General features: G+C 63.4%; 15 protein-coding genes. 13 read left to right on the top strand and 2 right to left on the bottom strand.

All coding sequences use genetic code 11. From position 1 onward, the window contains the following. Positions 1 to 106 precede the first annotated feature (106 nt). Genes trbJ through AC07ZH_RS18455 form a run of 6 tightly spaced genes read left to right on the top strand, consistent with a single transcriptional unit; the run spans position 107 to position 5,491 of the window. Positions 107 to 862: a P-type conjugative transfer protein TrbJ gene (gene trbJ, locus AC07ZH_RS18430; protein WP_012436237.1), complete on the top strand. Its 756-nt coding sequence runs from the start codon at positions 107 to 109 to the stop codon at positions 860 to 862. A gap of 12 nt (positions 863 to 874) precedes the next feature. Beyond that, positions 875 to 2,227: a P-type conjugative transfer protein TrbL gene (gene trbL / locus AC07ZH_RS18435; RefSeq protein WP_261542130.1), complete on the top strand. Its 1,353-nt coding sequence runs from the start codon at positions 875 to 877 to the stop codon at positions 2,225 to 2,227. Between the two features lie 18 nt (positions 2,228 to 2,245). After that, on the top strand, positions 2,246 to 2,950 hold the full coding sequence (gene trbF / locus AC07ZH_RS18440; protein WP_003056121.1) for a conjugal transfer protein TrbF: 705 nt from the start codon (positions 2,246 to 2,248) through the stop codon (positions 2,948 to 2,950). Continuing rightward, positions 2,947 to 3,948 carry a P-type conjugative transfer protein TrbG gene (gene trbG / locus AC07ZH_RS18445; protein ID WP_003056120.1) on the top strand — a complete coding sequence of 334 codons (1,002 nt, stop codon included), beginning with the start codon at positions 2,947 to 2,949 and terminating at the stop codon, positions 3,946 to 3,948. Before trbF ends, trbG begins: the two co-directional genes overlap by 4 nt. A gap of 2 nt (positions 3,949 to 3,950) precedes the next feature. Continuing rightward, on the top strand, positions 3,951 to 5,219 hold the full coding sequence (locus AC07ZH_RS18450) for a TraB/TrbI/VirB10 family type IV secretion system protein (RefSeq protein ID WP_003056119.1): 1,269 nt from the start codon (positions 3,951 to 3,953) through the stop codon (positions 5,217 to 5,219). Continuing rightward, positions 5,216 to 5,491 (top strand): DUF2274 domain-containing protein, encoded by a 276-nt coding sequence (locus AC07ZH_RS18455; RefSeq protein ID WP_003056116.1) that lies wholly within the window; start codon positions 5,216 to 5,218, stop codon positions 5,489 to 5,491. The genes AC07ZH_RS18450 and AC07ZH_RS18455 overlap by 4 nt, the downstream gene beginning before the upstream one ends. Before the next feature lie 116 nt (positions 5,492 to 5,607). Here the strand turns inward: AC07ZH_RS18455 and AC07ZH_RS18460 are convergent, their stop codons facing one another. Next, positions 5,608 to 6,087: a copper chaperone PCu(A)C gene (locus AC07ZH_RS18460; RefSeq protein WP_003056114.1), complete on the bottom strand. Its 480-nt coding sequence runs from the start codon at positions 6,085 to 6,087 to the stop codon at positions 5,608 to 5,610. Between the two features lie 26 nt (positions 6,088 to 6,113). Next, the gene (locus AC07ZH_RS18465; RefSeq protein ID WP_076841736.1) at positions 6,114 to 6,605 is read right to left on the bottom strand and encodes an SCO family protein; all 492 of its coding nucleotides are present in this window, start codon (positions 6,603 to 6,605) and stop codon (positions 6,114 to 6,116) included. A gap of 160 nt (positions 6,606 to 6,765) precedes the next feature. Between AC07ZH_RS18465 and AC07ZH_RS18470 the strand changes: the two genes are divergently transcribed. The 7 genes from AC07ZH_RS18470 to AC07ZH_RS18500 all read left to right on the top strand — a co-directional run bounded on the left by AC07ZH_RS18470 (position 6,766) and on the right by AC07ZH_RS18500 (position 14,236). Next, positions 6,766 to 7,374 (top strand): TetR/AcrR family transcriptional regulator, encoded by a 609-nt coding sequence (locus tag AC07ZH_RS18470; RefSeq protein ID WP_003056110.1) that lies wholly within the window; start codon positions 6,766 to 6,768, stop codon positions 7,372 to 7,374. Then, on the top strand, positions 7,371 to 8,522 hold the full coding sequence (locus tag AC07ZH_RS18475; protein ID WP_261542129.1) for an efflux RND transporter periplasmic adaptor subunit: 1,152 nt from the start codon (positions 7,371 to 7,373) through the stop codon (positions 8,520 to 8,522). The genes AC07ZH_RS18470 and AC07ZH_RS18475 overlap by 4 nt, the downstream gene beginning before the upstream one ends. Next, on the top strand, positions 8,519 to 9,724 hold the full coding sequence (locus AC07ZH_RS18480) for an ABC transporter permease (protein WP_003056108.1): 1,206 nt from the start codon (positions 8,519 to 8,521) through the stop codon (positions 9,722 to 9,724). The genes AC07ZH_RS18475 and AC07ZH_RS18480 overlap by 4 nt, the downstream gene beginning before the upstream one ends. A 1-nt stretch (position 9,725) precedes the next feature. Then, positions 9,726 to 10,436, top strand: coding sequence for an ABC transporter ATP-binding protein (locus AC07ZH_RS18485; RefSeq protein ID WP_003056107.1), 711 nt, complete (start codon positions 9,726 to 9,728; stop codon positions 10,434 to 10,436). Positions 10,437 to 10,464: 28 nt separating this feature from the next. After that, positions 10,465 to 10,938 carry a cytochrome c gene (locus AC07ZH_RS18490; RefSeq protein ID WP_003056106.1) on the top strand — a complete coding sequence of 158 codons (474 nt, stop codon included), beginning with the start codon at positions 10,465 to 10,467 and terminating at the stop codon, positions 10,936 to 10,938. Continuing rightward, entirely contained in the window at positions 10,925 to 12,412 is a 1,488-nt protein-coding gene (locus AC07ZH_RS18495) for an efflux transporter outer membrane subunit (RefSeq protein ID WP_003056103.1), read from the top strand. Before AC07ZH_RS18490 ends, AC07ZH_RS18495 begins: the two co-directional genes overlap by 14 nt. Before the next feature lie 144 nt (positions 12,413 to 12,556). Beyond that, complete coding sequence (locus AC07ZH_RS18500) at positions 12,557 to 14,236, top strand: transposase family protein (RefSeq protein ID WP_261542128.1); 1,680 nt, start codon at positions 12,557 to 12,559, stop codon at positions 14,234 to 14,236. Positions 14,237 to 14,238: the final 2 nt, after the last annotated feature.

Here is a 14,238-nt window from a genome sequence, read left to right on the forward strand (position 1 = left end):
GCCTCCGCCACCGCAGCCTCGATTGGGCGGCCGATCTGCTGCGCGATTTCCCCGGCCCCGCGCCGGGTGCCGCCCCCATCCCCAGCCATTCCCAGGAGAACCTGCCATGAAACCCCATGCCCACAATCTCGCCGCGCTGACCACCGCCTGCGTGCTCGCCTTCGGCATTGCGCAGCCCGCGCATGCACTGTTCGGCGTTGGCGACATCGTGTTCGATCCGACCAATTTGGTGCAGAACACGCTCACCGCCGTTCGCACGCTGGAGCAGATCAACAACCAGATCCGCCAGCTCCAAAACGAAGCGCAGATGCTCATCAACCAGGCGCGCAACCTGGCCAGCCTGCCGTCCAGCGTGGTGGGCCAGCTGCGCGCCAACCTGGCGACCACCCAGCGGCTCATCGCCCAGGCCAAGGGCATGGCCTACGACGTGGCGAACATGGACCAGATGTTCCAGCGTCTGTACCCCGAACAGTACTCCGCCACCGTCAGCGGCAATCAGATGTACCGCGATGCGCAGGAGCGCTGGAAGAACACGCTCACTGGCCTTCAGACCACCATGCAGATGCAGGCCCAGGCTTCGCAGAACCTGAGCGATGACGAGGGCGTGCTGGCCGACCTCGTGGGCAAGAGCCAGTCCGCCGTGGGCGCTCTCCAGGCGATGCAGGCCATGAACCAGTTGCTGGCCCTGCAGGCCAAGCAGTCCATTCAGACCCAGCGCTTGCAGATCACGCAGGACCGCGCGGCCTCGCTGGAGCTGGCGCGGCAGGCCGCCGCAGTGGAGCGTGGCCGCGAGGTGAATCGGCGCTTCGTGGGCACTGGCACGCCGTACACGCCGCAGCCCGTGAACTTCTACAGCCGCTGACGGAGCCGGGCCATGAACGACGTTTCGGTCATCGACCGCTTCCTCGACGTTTTCTCGCGCTACATCGACTCGGGATTCGGCCTGGTGCAGGGCGAGGTGGCGTTCCTGACCGCAACGTTGATCGTCATCGACATGACGTTGGCCGGGCTGTTCTGGGCGATGGGGCATGCCACCGGCCAGGGCGAGGACGTGATCGCCAAGCTGATCCGCAAGGTGCTATACGTGGGTGCTTTCGCCTACATCATCGGCAACTTCAACACCCTGGCGGGCATCCTGTTCCGTTCCTTCGCCGGGCTGGGCCTGACGGCCAGCGGCTCGACCTTGAGCATGGGCAACTTCCTGCAGCCGGGACGGCTGGCGAAGGTCGGCATCGACGCCGGTGCGCCGATCCTGAAACAGATCGGCGACATGGCGGGCTTCCCCGAAGTCTTCGTGAACATCACGCCCATCGTCGTGATGTTCCTCGCTTGGCTGATCGTCCTGCTGTGCTTCTTCGTGCTGGCGATCCAGCTTTTCATCACGCTGATCGAGTTCAAGCTGACCACGCTTGCCGGCTTCGTGCTGGTGCCGTTCGCGCTCTGGAACAAGACCGCATTTCTCGCCGAGAAGGTGCTGGGCAACGTGGTGTCGTCCGGCATCAAGGTGCTGGTGCTGGCGGTGATCGTGGGCATCGGCTCGGGCCTGTTCGCCGAGTTTCAGGTACAGCCCGCCGAACCATCCATCGACCACTCCGTGGTCGTGATGCTGGCCTCGCTGACGCTGCTGGCCTTGGGCATCTTCGGGCCGGGCATTGCAACCGGGCTGGTGTCCGGCGGCCCGCAGCTCGGCGCAGGTGCGATGGCCGGTGCGGCGCTGGGCGCGGCCGGCGCTGCTGTTGCCGTGGGCGCTGCGGCTACGGGCGTCGGCGGCGCAGTCGCCGCCGGGGCGCGCATGGCGCCCGCAGCCGCCAAGCTGGCCGGTAGCGGAGCGCGTGCCGCCACTGGGGCCGCCAGCAGCGCGCGGTCGGCGTTTCAGGCGGGTTCTGCATCCGCCGGCGGCGGCCTCAAGGGCGCTGCCGCTGGTGTCGGCAATGTCGCCAAGACCGGCGCGCAGGCGACCGGGCAGAAGGTGGCTGAGGGCGCGCGCTCGATGAAGGAGCGTGTCGCCGCCGCCTTCCGGCCCGATGACGCCGGATCGGCGTCAGGGGGCGGTGCCGCACAGGCTGCAAACGAGCCAACCCCATCCACCGCGCAACCCGCCTGGGCCAAGCGCCTGCATCGCAGGCAGCAGCTCACCCATGCCGCGACGACCGCCGCCCACACGCTGCGCGGCGGCGATGGCGGCAGCTCCAGCCAAGGCCCGAGCCTGCGCGATTCCGATTCCTGATCTTCAAGGAGAACTCCCATGCGATTCAAACGACCGCAGGTGCGCTACGCCGATACGCCACAGCCTGCTACTCCGTATCAATCCGCCGCCCAGGTTTGGGACGAGCGCATCGGCTCGGCCCGCGTGCAGGCCAGAAACTGGCGTTTCATGGCCTTTGGCTGCCTCACGCTGGCCGTGCTGATGGCGGGCGGCCTAGTCTGGCGCTCGGCGCAGTCCATCGTCACGCCCTACGTCATTGAGGTGGACAACGCGGGCCAGGTGCGCGCTGTCGGCGAGGCCGCCACGCCCTACAAGCCCAGCGATGCGCAGATCGCCTACCACCTGGGCCGCTTCATCGGCCTGGTGCGCTCGCTGTCCATCGACCCCATCGTGGTGCGGCAGAACTGGCTCGATGCCTACGACTACACGACCGACAAAGGCGCGGTCGTGCTCAACGAGTACGCCCGCACGAATGACCCGTTCGCGCGCATCGGCAAGGAGTCGGTGACGGTGCAGATCACCAGCGTGACCCGCGCCAGCGACACGTCTTTCAACGTGCGCTGGACGGAAACGCGCTTCGTCAATGGCGCGCTGGATCGCACCGAACGCTGGAACGCGGTGATTTCCACGGTGCTGCAAACCCCGCGCACCGAGCAGCGTCTGCGCAAGAACCCCCTGGGCATCTACGTCAACGGGCTGTCGTGGAGCCGCGAACTGGAAGCTAACGAAGGAGCAAAACCATGAATGATCTTTTCCGTAAATCCGCCTTGCCGGTGATGCTTCTGGCTTCGACCGTGCTGTTCTCTGGCTGCGCTACTCAGGGCAAGCCGCCACCGACCATTTCGCTCGATGAGCCGGTGCAGGCCCAGCCGCTGCCGGAGCCACCAAAACCGGTGGAGGTGGTCACGGTGCCGCAGCCGCTCGCGCTGCCGTCGCAGTTGAAACCACTGCCAGAGACCGAGGAGGCCAAGCCCGCGCCGGAACCCGCGGATGAGAAAGTGCGCGTCTCGCGCGCCAATGCCGAGGCCCGTGTCGCGCCCACGCGCGAAGGCTACGTCAACGCGATCCAGGTCTGGCCCTTTACCGATGGCGCGCTTTACCAGCTCTATGCGGCCGTGGGCCGCGTGACGGTGGTTTCGCTGCAGCCCGGCGAGGAACTGGTGACGGTCGCGGCCGGCGACACGGTGCGCTGGATCGTCGGGGACACGTCGAGCGGCAGCGGTGAGGCTCTGCGCGTCAACGTGATGGTCAAGCCGATCCGCTCGGGCTTGAAGACCAATCTGGTCATCACCACCAGCCGCCGGACGTATCTGCTGGAGCTGACTTCGACCGAAAAGACGTGGATGGCGTCGGTGTCCTGGGAGTACCCGAAGGACAAGATGCTGGCCTTGCAGCGCCAGGCGCAGGCGGCCAGCGCCGCCGCCCCGGTCGATAGCGGCCTGTCGCTGGAGAAGATCCGTTTCCGCTATGCCATCAGCGGCAGCAATCCGCCGTGGAAGCCGCTGCGTGCTTTCGATGACGGCGAGAAGGTCTACATCCAGTTCCCGCCCGGCATCGCCCAGGGCGAGCTGCCGCCGCTGTTCGTGATCGGCGCGCAAGGCGACGGGCAACTGGTGAACTACCGATTCCGTGCGCCGTACTACATCGTTGATCGCCTGTTCGGCGCGGCCGAACTGCGCCTGGGCGGGGACAAAGGCGACGTGGTGCGGATTGAGCGCACGGACGGCACACGGAGGAACTGACCATGAGCCAGGACGATTCCCCTGATCTTGCGGCGCAGGCGGGCAAGGTCGCGCCCGAGGCGGTGGCGCTGCGCGCCCAGCCGCGCCCAGTCACGCGCCTGAACCGGCGCACGCTGGCCATCCTCGTCGGCGTCCTGTCGGTCGCCGTGCTCGGGGCCACGATCTGGTCATTGCAGCCGCACCGGCGCGGCACGGGCGAGCAGACCGAGCTTTACAACGTCGATCGCGTCTCGAAGTCCGAGGGGCTGGATGGTCTGCCGGCCGACTACTCGAAGCTGCCGCCGAAGGTGCCCGAGCTGGGGCCGCCGCTGCCGGGTGATCTCGGCCCAGCCATCGTGAAGTCGCAGCAGCCGGTGACGCCGGCCTACGCACCGCCGGGACATGATCCGGCGGATGCGTGGCGCAAGGAGGCCGATGCGGCGGCGAACTCGTCGGTGTTTTTCCGCTCGGGCAACCAAGGCAAGGCCACCGCGCCGGTCACGGCGCAAGCCGCTGCGGCTGCGCCCGGCAGCGCCTTGGCGGGCTTCGACCCGCTGGCCGCTGGCCCGGCCTCGACGGCGGCCCAGCCATCCGACCCGACAGCCGTGCAGAACCGGCAAGACCAGAAAGAGGCTTTCCTGAAAGGCGGTTCTACGGAAACCCGCAATTCCGGCAATCTCCAGATGCCGGCCTCGCCGTATCAGGTCATGGCGGGAACGGTGATCGCGGGCGCGCTGGTGACGGGCATCAAGTCCGATCTGCCGGGCGACGTGATAGCCACGGTGACGGAGCCGGTCTATGACACGGCCACTGGCAAGTTCCTGCTGATCCCACAGGGATCGCGCATCCTGGGCAAGTACAACAGCCAGGTGAGCTACGGGCAGAGCCGCGTACAGGTGGTGTGGAACCGCGTCATCCTGCCGGACACGTCCTCGCTGAAGCTAGACAACCTGGCGGGCACTGACCCTGCCGGCTATTCCGGCCTGGAGGATGGCGTCGATTGGCATTGGGATCGCGTCTTCGCGGGTGCGGCGCTGACGACCCTGCTGGGCGTGGGTGCCGAGTTGGCCGCACCGGAAAACCGGCAGGATGGCAACCGCATCGTGATCGCTGGGCGCGATAGCGCGCAGGACAGCATCAACCAGGTCGGCCAAGAGATGACCCGGCGCAACATGAACATCCAGCCGACGCTGACCGAGCGGCCGGGCCTGCCGGTGCGGATCATCGTCAACCGCGATTTTGTGCTGCGGCCGTACCAGCCTATGTTCTTCAACCGTGGAATTGCGAAATGAACACCACCAGGAAGTTGCGGCTTGGGCCGCTGCCCAAGGTCGAGAGCGTCAAGCTGGCCTTTGCGTGCCCGGTCAGCCTGAAAGCCGACCTCGACCGTTACGCCGCGCTGCACGCGCAGGTGTACGGCGAAGCGGTCGATGCCACGACGCTGATCCCGCACATGCTAGAGGCCTTCATGCAAGGAGACCGTGGGTTTCAGAGAAACAGCGCTAGTAAACACGCATTGCAAAACGCTGGTGGAGTAACCATCTCCGGTTGCCGTACGCCGTGAGCTTTTTGGCTATGCGTGACCTAGGTTGCGGGAGTTGGCATCGCGGCTTCGAATTTCGAGGGCTGCAAGCGGTGGGGTGTGCTACAGGTGCGCCATTCACCCACCCGCCAAGTGCTTCAGTGCTTGTGGCCGCCCTGGGCATCGTGGCCAGCCGGCTGGGCGCTGGCGTTGAGCGCACGCACGGGAGCCTTCACTTCGACCGATTCGCGCTTGCCGTCCGGGCCCTCGATGACGAGGGTCAGAGGCACCGTGTCGCCTTCCTTCACCTGCTGCTTCAGGTCCATCAGCATCACGTGGTAGCCGCCGGGCTTGAGTTCCACGGTCTTGCCTGCGGGCAGCTCGACGGCCGGCACCTGGCGCATCTTCATCACGTTGTCCTGCATGGCCATCTCGTGGACCTCGACGGCGGGCGTAAGCGGCGAGCTGGCCGAGACCAGCTTGCTATTCTTGGTTGCCTTCAACTGCATGAAGGCGCCGGTGGCTTTCTGTTGCGGTACGGTGGCGCGCACCCAGGCATCTTTGACGGTGACTTGCGCCTGGGCGGTGGCCGCGAGCAGCGAGGCGGCGACGATGGCTGTGCGGATGACGAGTTTCATGGTGTTCTCCTTGAGGGGATAGAGGGTCAGGCAGGGTTCAAGAGCTTGCGGATGTCGTCCGCATAGTCTTGGGCGGGTTGCTCATGGCGCAGGGCCAAGCGCAGCTTTCCTAGCGGGTCGTAGACGTAGCTGAGCGATGTGTGGTCCATGGTGTAGGACGATCCCGTCGGCATTTTCTTGTAGTAGACCTTGAAGTCCTTGGCGATCTGTGCGGTGCGTTCCAGGTCGCCGTACAGACCGATAAAGCTGGGGTCGAATGCAGCCGTGTAGGCTTTGAGCACCTCGGGCGTGTCGCGCTCGGGATCGACCGTGACGAACAGTGTCTGGAAGCGCTCGCCGTCGGGGCCGAGAAGCCGCTTGACCTCGGCCGCCCGCGCCAGGGCCGTCGGGCAGACATCTGGGCACTGAGTGAAGCCGAAGAAGACCAGGATGGCCTTGCCTCGGAAGTCCGCCAGCGTGCGCTCATTGCCATCCGGGTCGGAGAGCCGGATGTCCGTGGCATAGGTTGCACCGGTCAGATCGACACCTTTGTACGTGGGGACGTCTCAGAAAACGGAAAATAAAGCACGTTAAGCCCATTGCAGACGCTAGATATTGACGAGTACGTCGGGTTTTCTCTTGTTTGAGTTGCCTCTTGTGGTAAGATAGTAATCAATTACTATCTTACAAGGAGTGCTCGTGGACACCCATCCAAGGCATCTGCCGGCCGATGAACGTCGTGCCGTAACTGTCGAGTCCGTCGTGGCGCTTGCCGGTTCACAAAACCCAAGCGAGATAACCACTGCAGCTATCGCTAAACACATGAACTTGACCCAGGGTGCGCTGTTTCGGCACTTCCCGAACAAGGAAGCCATTTGGCAGGCGGTCATGGAGTGGGTAGCAGAGCGCCTATTAGCCAGAATCGATCGATCCGCACAAGGAATCGAGTCGCCCTTGGCAGCCATGGAGGCGATGTTCATGAGTCATATCGAATTCGTAGCTGAGCACCCAGGCGTGCCAAGAATGATGTTTGGTGAGCTTCAGCGTGCCGAATCGACACCGGCCAAGCGCATGGTGCAAACCTTGATTCAGCGCTACGGCGAACGTTTGCATCGTCTCATCGAGAAAGGCAAGGCCAGCGGCGAGTTGTCTCCCTCGCTTGACAACGAGGCGGCGGCAACGCTGTTCATTGGCACGATCCAGGGCTTGGTCATGCAATCGCTGTTGGCGGGTGATGTGGGACGTATGCACCGCGATGCGCCGCGCGTCTTTGCAATTTATCGGCGTGGCATAAGGAGTGCGCAATGAAAAAGTTACCCTTGCAAGGCCGCACCCTGGCGCTGCTTGCCGTCATCATTCCTTTGCTGGTGCTTTTTATTTATGTCGGTCTGCGATCAGGGCCGCTCGCCCCGGTCGCGGTGACGGTGGCAAGCGTGGAATCACGGGCTATCACACCGGCGCTGTTCGGCATCGGCACGGTGGAGGCGCGCTACACCTACAAGATCGGGCCGACGTTTGCCGGGCGCGTCAAACGCCTGGAGGTGCATGTAGGCGACCAGGTCAAGGCCGGACAGGTGCTCGGCGAGATGGAGCCGGTCGACCTCGATGATCGGGTGCGCTCACAGGAGTCGGCATTCAAGCGTGCGGAAGCGGCTTTGCGCGAGGCAGAAGCCCGGCAAGCCTACGCGCAAACCCAGGCGCGCCGCTACGAGCAATTGTTTGCGGTGCGCTCGACCAGCGAGGAAATCGTCACCACCAAGCGGCAGGAACTGCAGATCGCCGATGCCGCCTTATCTGCCGCTCGGGAAGATATTGTCCGGGCACGCTCCGACCGCGAAGGACTCGTCGCGCAGCGGAGCAATCTGCGCCTGATCGCGCCGGTCGACGGTGTAGTCGCCGTGCGCCATGCCGATCCCGGCACGACCATCGTCGCGGGCCAGGCCGTGGTGGAAGTGATCGACCCCAAGAGTTTGTGGATCAATGCGCGCTTCGACCAGATCAGCGCATCGGGGCTGGCTGGGGGGTTGCCGACTCTTATCGTCCTGCGTTCGCGTGGTGGCCAGACCTTGAAAGGTCGCGTGCTGCGGGTGGAACCCAAGGCCGACGCGGTAACCGAGGAAACGCTTGCCAAGGTGACATTCGATAACAAACCAGAACCTTTGCCACCGGTGGGTGAACTGGCCGAAGTCACGGTTGACTTGCCGGCGCTCCCGGCCGCTCCACTGATCCCCAACGCTGCCGTCCAGCGTGAGGGCGACAAAGTTGGTGTCTGGCAAATCGTGGATGGTGATCTGCATTTCTCCCCGGTCAAGCTCGGCACTTCCGACCTCAATGGTTACGTGCAGGTGCGCGAAGGGCTCAAGAATGGGGACCAGGTTGTGACCTATAGCGAAAAGGCACTGACGGCGCGCAGCCGCATCCATGTGGTCGACCATATCCCAGGAGTGTCACGATGATCAGCCTGGCCGGCCGCGACATTCTCCATGCCTGGGGAAAATTCGTCTTCACCGGCATCGGTCTGGGTCTGCTGATCGGCGTCACCCTGGTCATGGCTGGGGTGTACCGAGGCATGGTGGACGACGGCAAGGCGTTGCTCGACAACAGTGGCGCTGACCTTTGGGTGGTGCAAAAGGATACTCTGGGTCCTTATGCGGAGTCGTCCAGCCTCAACGATGACGTGTATCGCGCCATTCTCGCCATGCCGGGAGTCTCACAGGCAGCGAACGTGACCTACCTGACCATGCAGGTACGCAAGGGCGAGAGTGATGTACGCACCATGGTGGTCGGCATCGCGCCCGGTGCGTTGGGGGCTACACCCGGATGGCCTCCTTATCTCGTCGCTGGACGCCAGATCACGCGCGGTCACTACGAGGCGGTGGCCGACATCGCCACCGGCTTCAAACTGGGAGATCGTCTTGCCATTCGCCGAAATCATTACACCGTCGTGGGGCTGACACGGCGCATGGTGTCGTCCAGCGGCGACCCGATGGTATTCATTCCGCTCAAGGATGCCCAAGAGGCTCAGTTCCTCAAGGACAACGACGCCATTTGGCAAAGCCGGCGTCGCACCGAAGCCAACCCGGCCTTCAATCGACCCGGTGTTACTGGTTTGCTGGATGCCGTGATTGCTTCACAGAGCACCAACGCGTTCGTCAATGCAGTGCTGGTCACTCTGAAACCTGGTCATGCGCCGGACGAGGTTGCCGAATCCATCCGGCGCTGGAAACGTTTGACGGTCTACACACGGGCACAGATGGAAGACATCCTCGTCGGCAAGTTGATCGCCACGTCGGCCAAGCAGATCGGCATGTTCTTGGTGATTCTGGCCATCGTTAGCGCGGCCATCGTTGCCTTCATCATCTATTCGCTGACGATGGACAAAATCCGCGAGATCGCGGTGTTGAAGCTCATCGGCACACGCAACCGAACCATCGCCGCGATGATCATGCAGCAGGCGCTCGCCCTGGGCGTGATTGGTTTCGTGGTCGGCAAGATCACAGCCACTTTCTCAGCGCCCCTGTTTCCCAAGTACGTACTGCTGATGCCGTTCGACTCCATCGCCGGTTTTTTCGCCGTGCTCGTGATCTGCGTTCTAGCCAGCATCGTCGCCATTCGCATGGCACTCAAGGTCGACCCGGCCGAAGCCATTGGAGGTTGAGATGAGTGGCAAAGGCATTCGCATCGAAGGTTTGAGAAAACGTTATGGCGAGGGCGATACCGCGGTCAATGCCTTGAAAGGCGTGGACATGCAGGTGGCACCCGGCGAGGTGGTGGGCCTGATTGGCCCTTCCGGGTCCGGCAAGAGCACGCTGCTCAAATGTCTGGGCGCGGTGATTGATCCGACCGCCGGTCGCATGACGCTGGGCGATGAAGTGATCTACGACGATGGCTGGAAAGTCCGCGACTTGCGCGCCTTGCGGCGCGACAAGATCGGTTTCGTTTTCCAGGCACCATACCTGATTCCGTTTCTCGATGTCACCGACAACGTGGCGCTACTGCCGATGCTCGCAGGCGTCGCGAATGGGGAGTCGCGCGCGAAGGCACTGGAACTGCTCACCGCGCTCGATGTGCAACACCGGGCTCGCGCCATGCCCTCGCAACTCTCCGGTGGCGAGCAGCAACGGGTCGCCATTGCGCGAGGTTTGGTCAATCGCCCTCCGGTGATCCTGGCTGATGAGCCCACAGCTCCACTAGACAGTGAGCGCGCCATGGCTGTAATCCGCATCCTCAATGACATGGCTCGGAAGTTCGAGACCGCCATCATCGTCGTCACCCATGACGAAAAGATCATCCCCACTTTCAAGCGCATCTACCACATCCGCGACGGTGTGACCCATGAGGAAGCTGGCGAAGGGCGGGAGTTCGAATGAGAGAACGATTGAATTACAGGAGAATTTCATGACCCACCGCAAACACAGCCACGCATTTGGAACTATCACCCTGACCGTTACGGCCTGCCTGCTTTTATGGGGTTTTCAGTTGCCAGCTTGGGCTGGTGACGCTACCCAGGTTGAGCCACTGGCGCTACGCAAGATCATGCAGGAACTCGGGCGCAACATGCAGGCTATTACCGGTGCGATTTCGCAGGAGGAATGGGTTCAGGTCGTTCAGCTCGCCCCAAAAGTTGCTGCACACCCCGAGCCACCGCTTACTGAAAAAATGCGCATCCTTGCTTACCTCGGCGCTGATGCGACCAAGTTCAGAAACTTTGACGCGCAGACTCACGAGGCGGCGCTGGCCATGAAGCTGGCTGCTGCGAGCAGCGACGGCAAGGCGGTGATCCAATCATTCGCCCACGTGCAGGAAAGCTGCTTGGGCTGCCACCAAGCTTTCCGTAAACCTTTCGTGGAGCATTTTTATGGAGCACGCTAAAACATGCCAGCGCCCCATCAGCCTCGAAAGACGGCTTGCGGCAACTTACCTGGTAGCTGGTCTGGTCACCGCCGGTCTGGCCGGTTGCGCCGCCGGCCCTGATTTTCAGCGTCCCACCGCACCCGATGTGGCTCGCTACACTGCAACACCGGTGGCTGATAGAACCGCGTCCGCTCCCACGCAGTTCGGCGAAACACAACGTCTAGTCGAAGGGCTTCCGATCGAAACGCAATGGTGGCAAAGCTTGGGTTCATCCACACTCGACGGACTGATCAACGAAGCTTTCCATGTCAGCCCGACGCTGGCGAGCATCAGCGCCAATTTGCGACAGGCGCAGGAGCTTCTTGCCGCACAGGCGGGCTCGACGCAATATCCACAGGTAGATGTCGCACTGGGATCTCAGCGCCAGCAAATGAGTCCCAGTAGCCAAGGGTTGAGCGGAGACGCACGTCAATTCAGCCTCTACAACGCCAGCGTTGGCGTGCATTACAACCTCGATCTGGCTGGCGGCAACCGGCGCGCACTCGAAGCCTTGGCTGCTCGCGCCGACTACCGTCGCTTCGAACTGAATGCTGCGCGCCTGGCCCTTGCCGGCAACATGGCAACCGCTGCCATTACCCGAGCACGCCTCGCCGCGCAACTAGAAGCCACTACTGCCATTTTGCGCGTGCAGGATGAGCAACTGCGCCTAGCCCATGAACGCGTGCGTATCGGTCAGGCCTCACCTGATGAAGCGTTGAGCCTACAAGCTCAGGCGGAGCAAACGCGGGCAGAACTGCCTGCGCTGCGTAAACAACTGCAACAAACCGAACATCTACTGGCGGTGCTAGCCGGTCGTGCCCCAGGCACGGGTGGCATCCCGGCCTTCACTCTGGCCGATTTCACTCTGCCCGTCGAGATGCCGCTCGTCGTGCCCTCAGAACTGGTGCGCCGCCGACCGGATATCCAGGCGTCAGAGGCGCTGTTGCATGCGGCCAATGCAGACTATGGTGTGGCTGTCGCCAAGCTCTACCCACAGATCAACCTGAGCGCCAACCTTGGCTCTCAAGCGCTGACCACCGGTACCCTGTTCGGTGGTGGCTCGGCAGTGTGGGGCCTGGTTGCGCAGCTCACCCAGCCTCTTTTTAATCCAGGGCTACCCGCTGAAAAAAGAGCGGCGCTCGCCGCTTTTGATGCCGCCGCAGCCAATTACCAGAGCGTCGTATTGGAGTCTTTGCGTAACGTCGCCGACACCCTGCGCGCGGTGGAAAGCGATGCACAAACTTTGACTGCCCTCGCTGCCGCTGATATGGCTGCACAGGCCTCCTTGCAGTCGGTCGAGCGGCAATACCGGCTGGGCGCGGCCAGCTACCTGCAACTGCTCATCGCGCAGCAACAGGCACAGTCAATCCGGATCAATATGGTTGCGGCCCAGGCACAACGCCTAGTCGATAGTGTTGCTTTATATCAGGCCCTGGGAGGTGGTGTCAGTTAAGGCTGTCATTTTCAGAAGACGACTGCACCGAAAAACGCAGTTTTAAGACTGTTGTGTAGTCGACTCCTGACAGCAAAATTTCAGGACTCCTCTGCACGAAACTCGTCTATGCTCAATACTCGTATGCACCAATGAGAGGTGAGCATGGCGACCGATACCTCACGGATTCCCGAGCAAGGCGTGGCAACTCTGCCAGAGCAGGCTTGGGAGCGTGCGCGCCGTCGTGCTGAGATCATTGGGCCATTGGCGCAGTCGGAGACAGTTGGGCATGCAGCGGCTGACGCGGCAGCCCAGGCATTGGGCCTGTCCCAGCGGCAGGTCTATGCCCTGATCCGCCGCGCCCGGCAAGGCGCGGGGCTGGTCACTGACTTCGCTCCTGGGCAGTCAAGCGGTGGTAAAGGCAAGGGCCGCTTGCCGGAGCCGGTCGAGCGCATCATCCGTGAGCTGCTGCAAAAGCGTTTCCTGACCAAGCAGAAGCGCAGCCTCGCGGCCTTCCATCGGGAGGTCGCGCAAGCCTGCAAGGCACAGAAGCTACGGGTGCCGACGCGCAACACCGTGGCCTTGCGTATCGACAGCCTCGATCCGCTCAAAACGGTGCGCCGCCGGGAAGGTCAGGATGCCTCCCGCGAGCTGCAAGGCGTGGGCGGCATCCCGCAGGCCGTCTCCGAACCGCTGGAGCAGGTGCAGATCGACCACACGGTCATCGACCTGATCGTGGTGGATGCACACGACCGGCAGCCGATTGGCCGCCCGTACCTCACGCTGGCCATTGACGTTTTCACCCGCTGCGTGCTCGGTATGGTGGTCACGCTCGAAGCGCCGTCCGCCGTCTCGGTCGGCCTGTGCCTGGCGCATGTCGCCTGCGACAAGCGTCCCTGGCTGGAAGGGCTGGATGTCGAGATGAACTGGCCGATGAGCGGCAAGCCCAGATTGCTCTACCTGGACAACGCAGCCGAGTTCAAGAGCGAGGCGCTGCGCCGGGGCTGCGAGCAGCATGGCATCCGCCTGGACTACCGGCCACCGGGGCAGCCGCACTACGGCGGTATCGTGGAAAGGATCATCGGCACCGCGATGCAGATGATCCACGATGAGCTGCCGGGTACGACCTTCGCTAACCCCGGCCAGCGTGGCGAGTACGACGCCGACAAGATGGCCGCCTTGACACTGCGTGAGCTGGAGCGCTGGCTCACGCTGGCCGTGGGCACCTACCACGCCTCGGTGCACAACGGCCTGCTCCAGCCGCCGGCCGCGCGCTGGGCCGAGGCTGTGACGCGGATCGGCGTGCCGCCCGTGGTCACGCGGCCCACCGCGTTTCTGGTCGATTTTCTGCCGGTCATGCGCCGCACGCTGACTCGCACCGGCTTCGTCATCGACCACATCCACTACTACGCCGATGCCCTCAAGCCGTGGATCGCCCGGCGTGACCGCCTGCCGGCCTTCCTGATCCGGCGCGACCCGCGCGACATCAGCCGTATCTGGGTGCTGGAGCCGGAGGGGCAGCACTACCTGGAAGTCCCGTACCGCACCTTGTCTCACCCGGCTGTCACCCTCTGGGAGCAGCGCCAGGCGCTGGCGAAGCTGCGTCAGCTCGGACGCGAGCAGGTGGATGAGTCGGCGCTGTTTCGCATGATCGGCCAGATGCGCGAGATCGTGACCACCGCGCAGAAAGCCACGCGCAAGGCGCGGCGTGATGCGGATCGACGCCAGCACCTCAAGCAGTCGGTTACGCTCGTCAAGTCCACACCGCCGGATACGAGCATGGCTGACCCGCAGGCAGACAACCAGCCACCTGCCAAACCGTTCGACCAGATTGAGGAGTGGTAGCC

This window comes from Simplicispira sp. GW247-4R2A (genome assembly GCF_059424465.1).

Bases quoted from the DNA above. Each gene is read 5' to 3' on its own strand.
- trbJ (WP_012436237.1), top strand. From the start codon at position 107: ATGAAACCCCATGCCCACAATCTCGCCGCGCTGACCACCGCCTGCGTG.
- trbL (WP_261542130.1), top strand. From the start codon at position 875: ATGAACGACGTTTCGGTCATCGACCGCTTCCTCGACGTTTTCTCGCGC.
- trbF (WP_003056121.1), top strand. From the start codon at position 2,246: ATGCGATTCAAACGACCGCAGGTGCGCTACGCCGATACGCCACAGCCT.
- trbG (WP_003056120.1), top strand. From the start codon at position 2,947: ATGAATGATCTTTTCCGTAAATCCGCCTTGCCGGTGATGCTTCTGGCT.
- AC07ZH_RS18450 (WP_003056119.1), top strand. From the start codon at position 3,951: ATGAGCCAGGACGATTCCCCTGATCTTGCGGCGCAGGCGGGCAAGGTC.
- AC07ZH_RS18455 (WP_003056116.1), top strand. From the start codon at position 5,216: ATGAACACCACCAGGAAGTTGCGGCTTGGGCCGCTGCCCAAGGTCGAG.
- AC07ZH_RS18460 (WP_003056114.1), bottom strand. From the start codon at position 6,087: ATGAAACTCGTCATCCGCACAGCCATCGTCGCCGCCTCGCTGCTCGCG.
- AC07ZH_RS18475 (WP_261542129.1), top strand. From the start codon at position 7,371: ATGAAAAAGTTACCCTTGCAAGGCCGCACCCTGGCGCTGCTTGCCGTC.
- AC07ZH_RS18480 (WP_003056108.1), top strand. From the start codon at position 8,519: ATGATCAGCCTGGCCGGCCGCGACATTCTCCATGCCTGGGGAAAATTC.
- AC07ZH_RS18485 (WP_003056107.1), top strand. From the start codon at position 9,726: ATGAGTGGCAAAGGCATTCGCATCGAAGGTTTGAGAAAACGTTATGGC.
- AC07ZH_RS18490 (WP_003056106.1), top strand. From the start codon at position 10,465: ATGACCCACCGCAAACACAGCCACGCATTTGGAACTATCACCCTGACC.
- AC07ZH_RS18495 (WP_003056103.1), top strand. From the start codon at position 10,925: ATGGAGCACGCTAAAACATGCCAGCGCCCCATCAGCCTCGAAAGACGG.
- AC07ZH_RS18500 (WP_261542128.1), top strand. From the start codon at position 12,557: ATGGCGACCGATACCTCACGGATTCCCGAGCAAGGCGTGGCAACTCTG.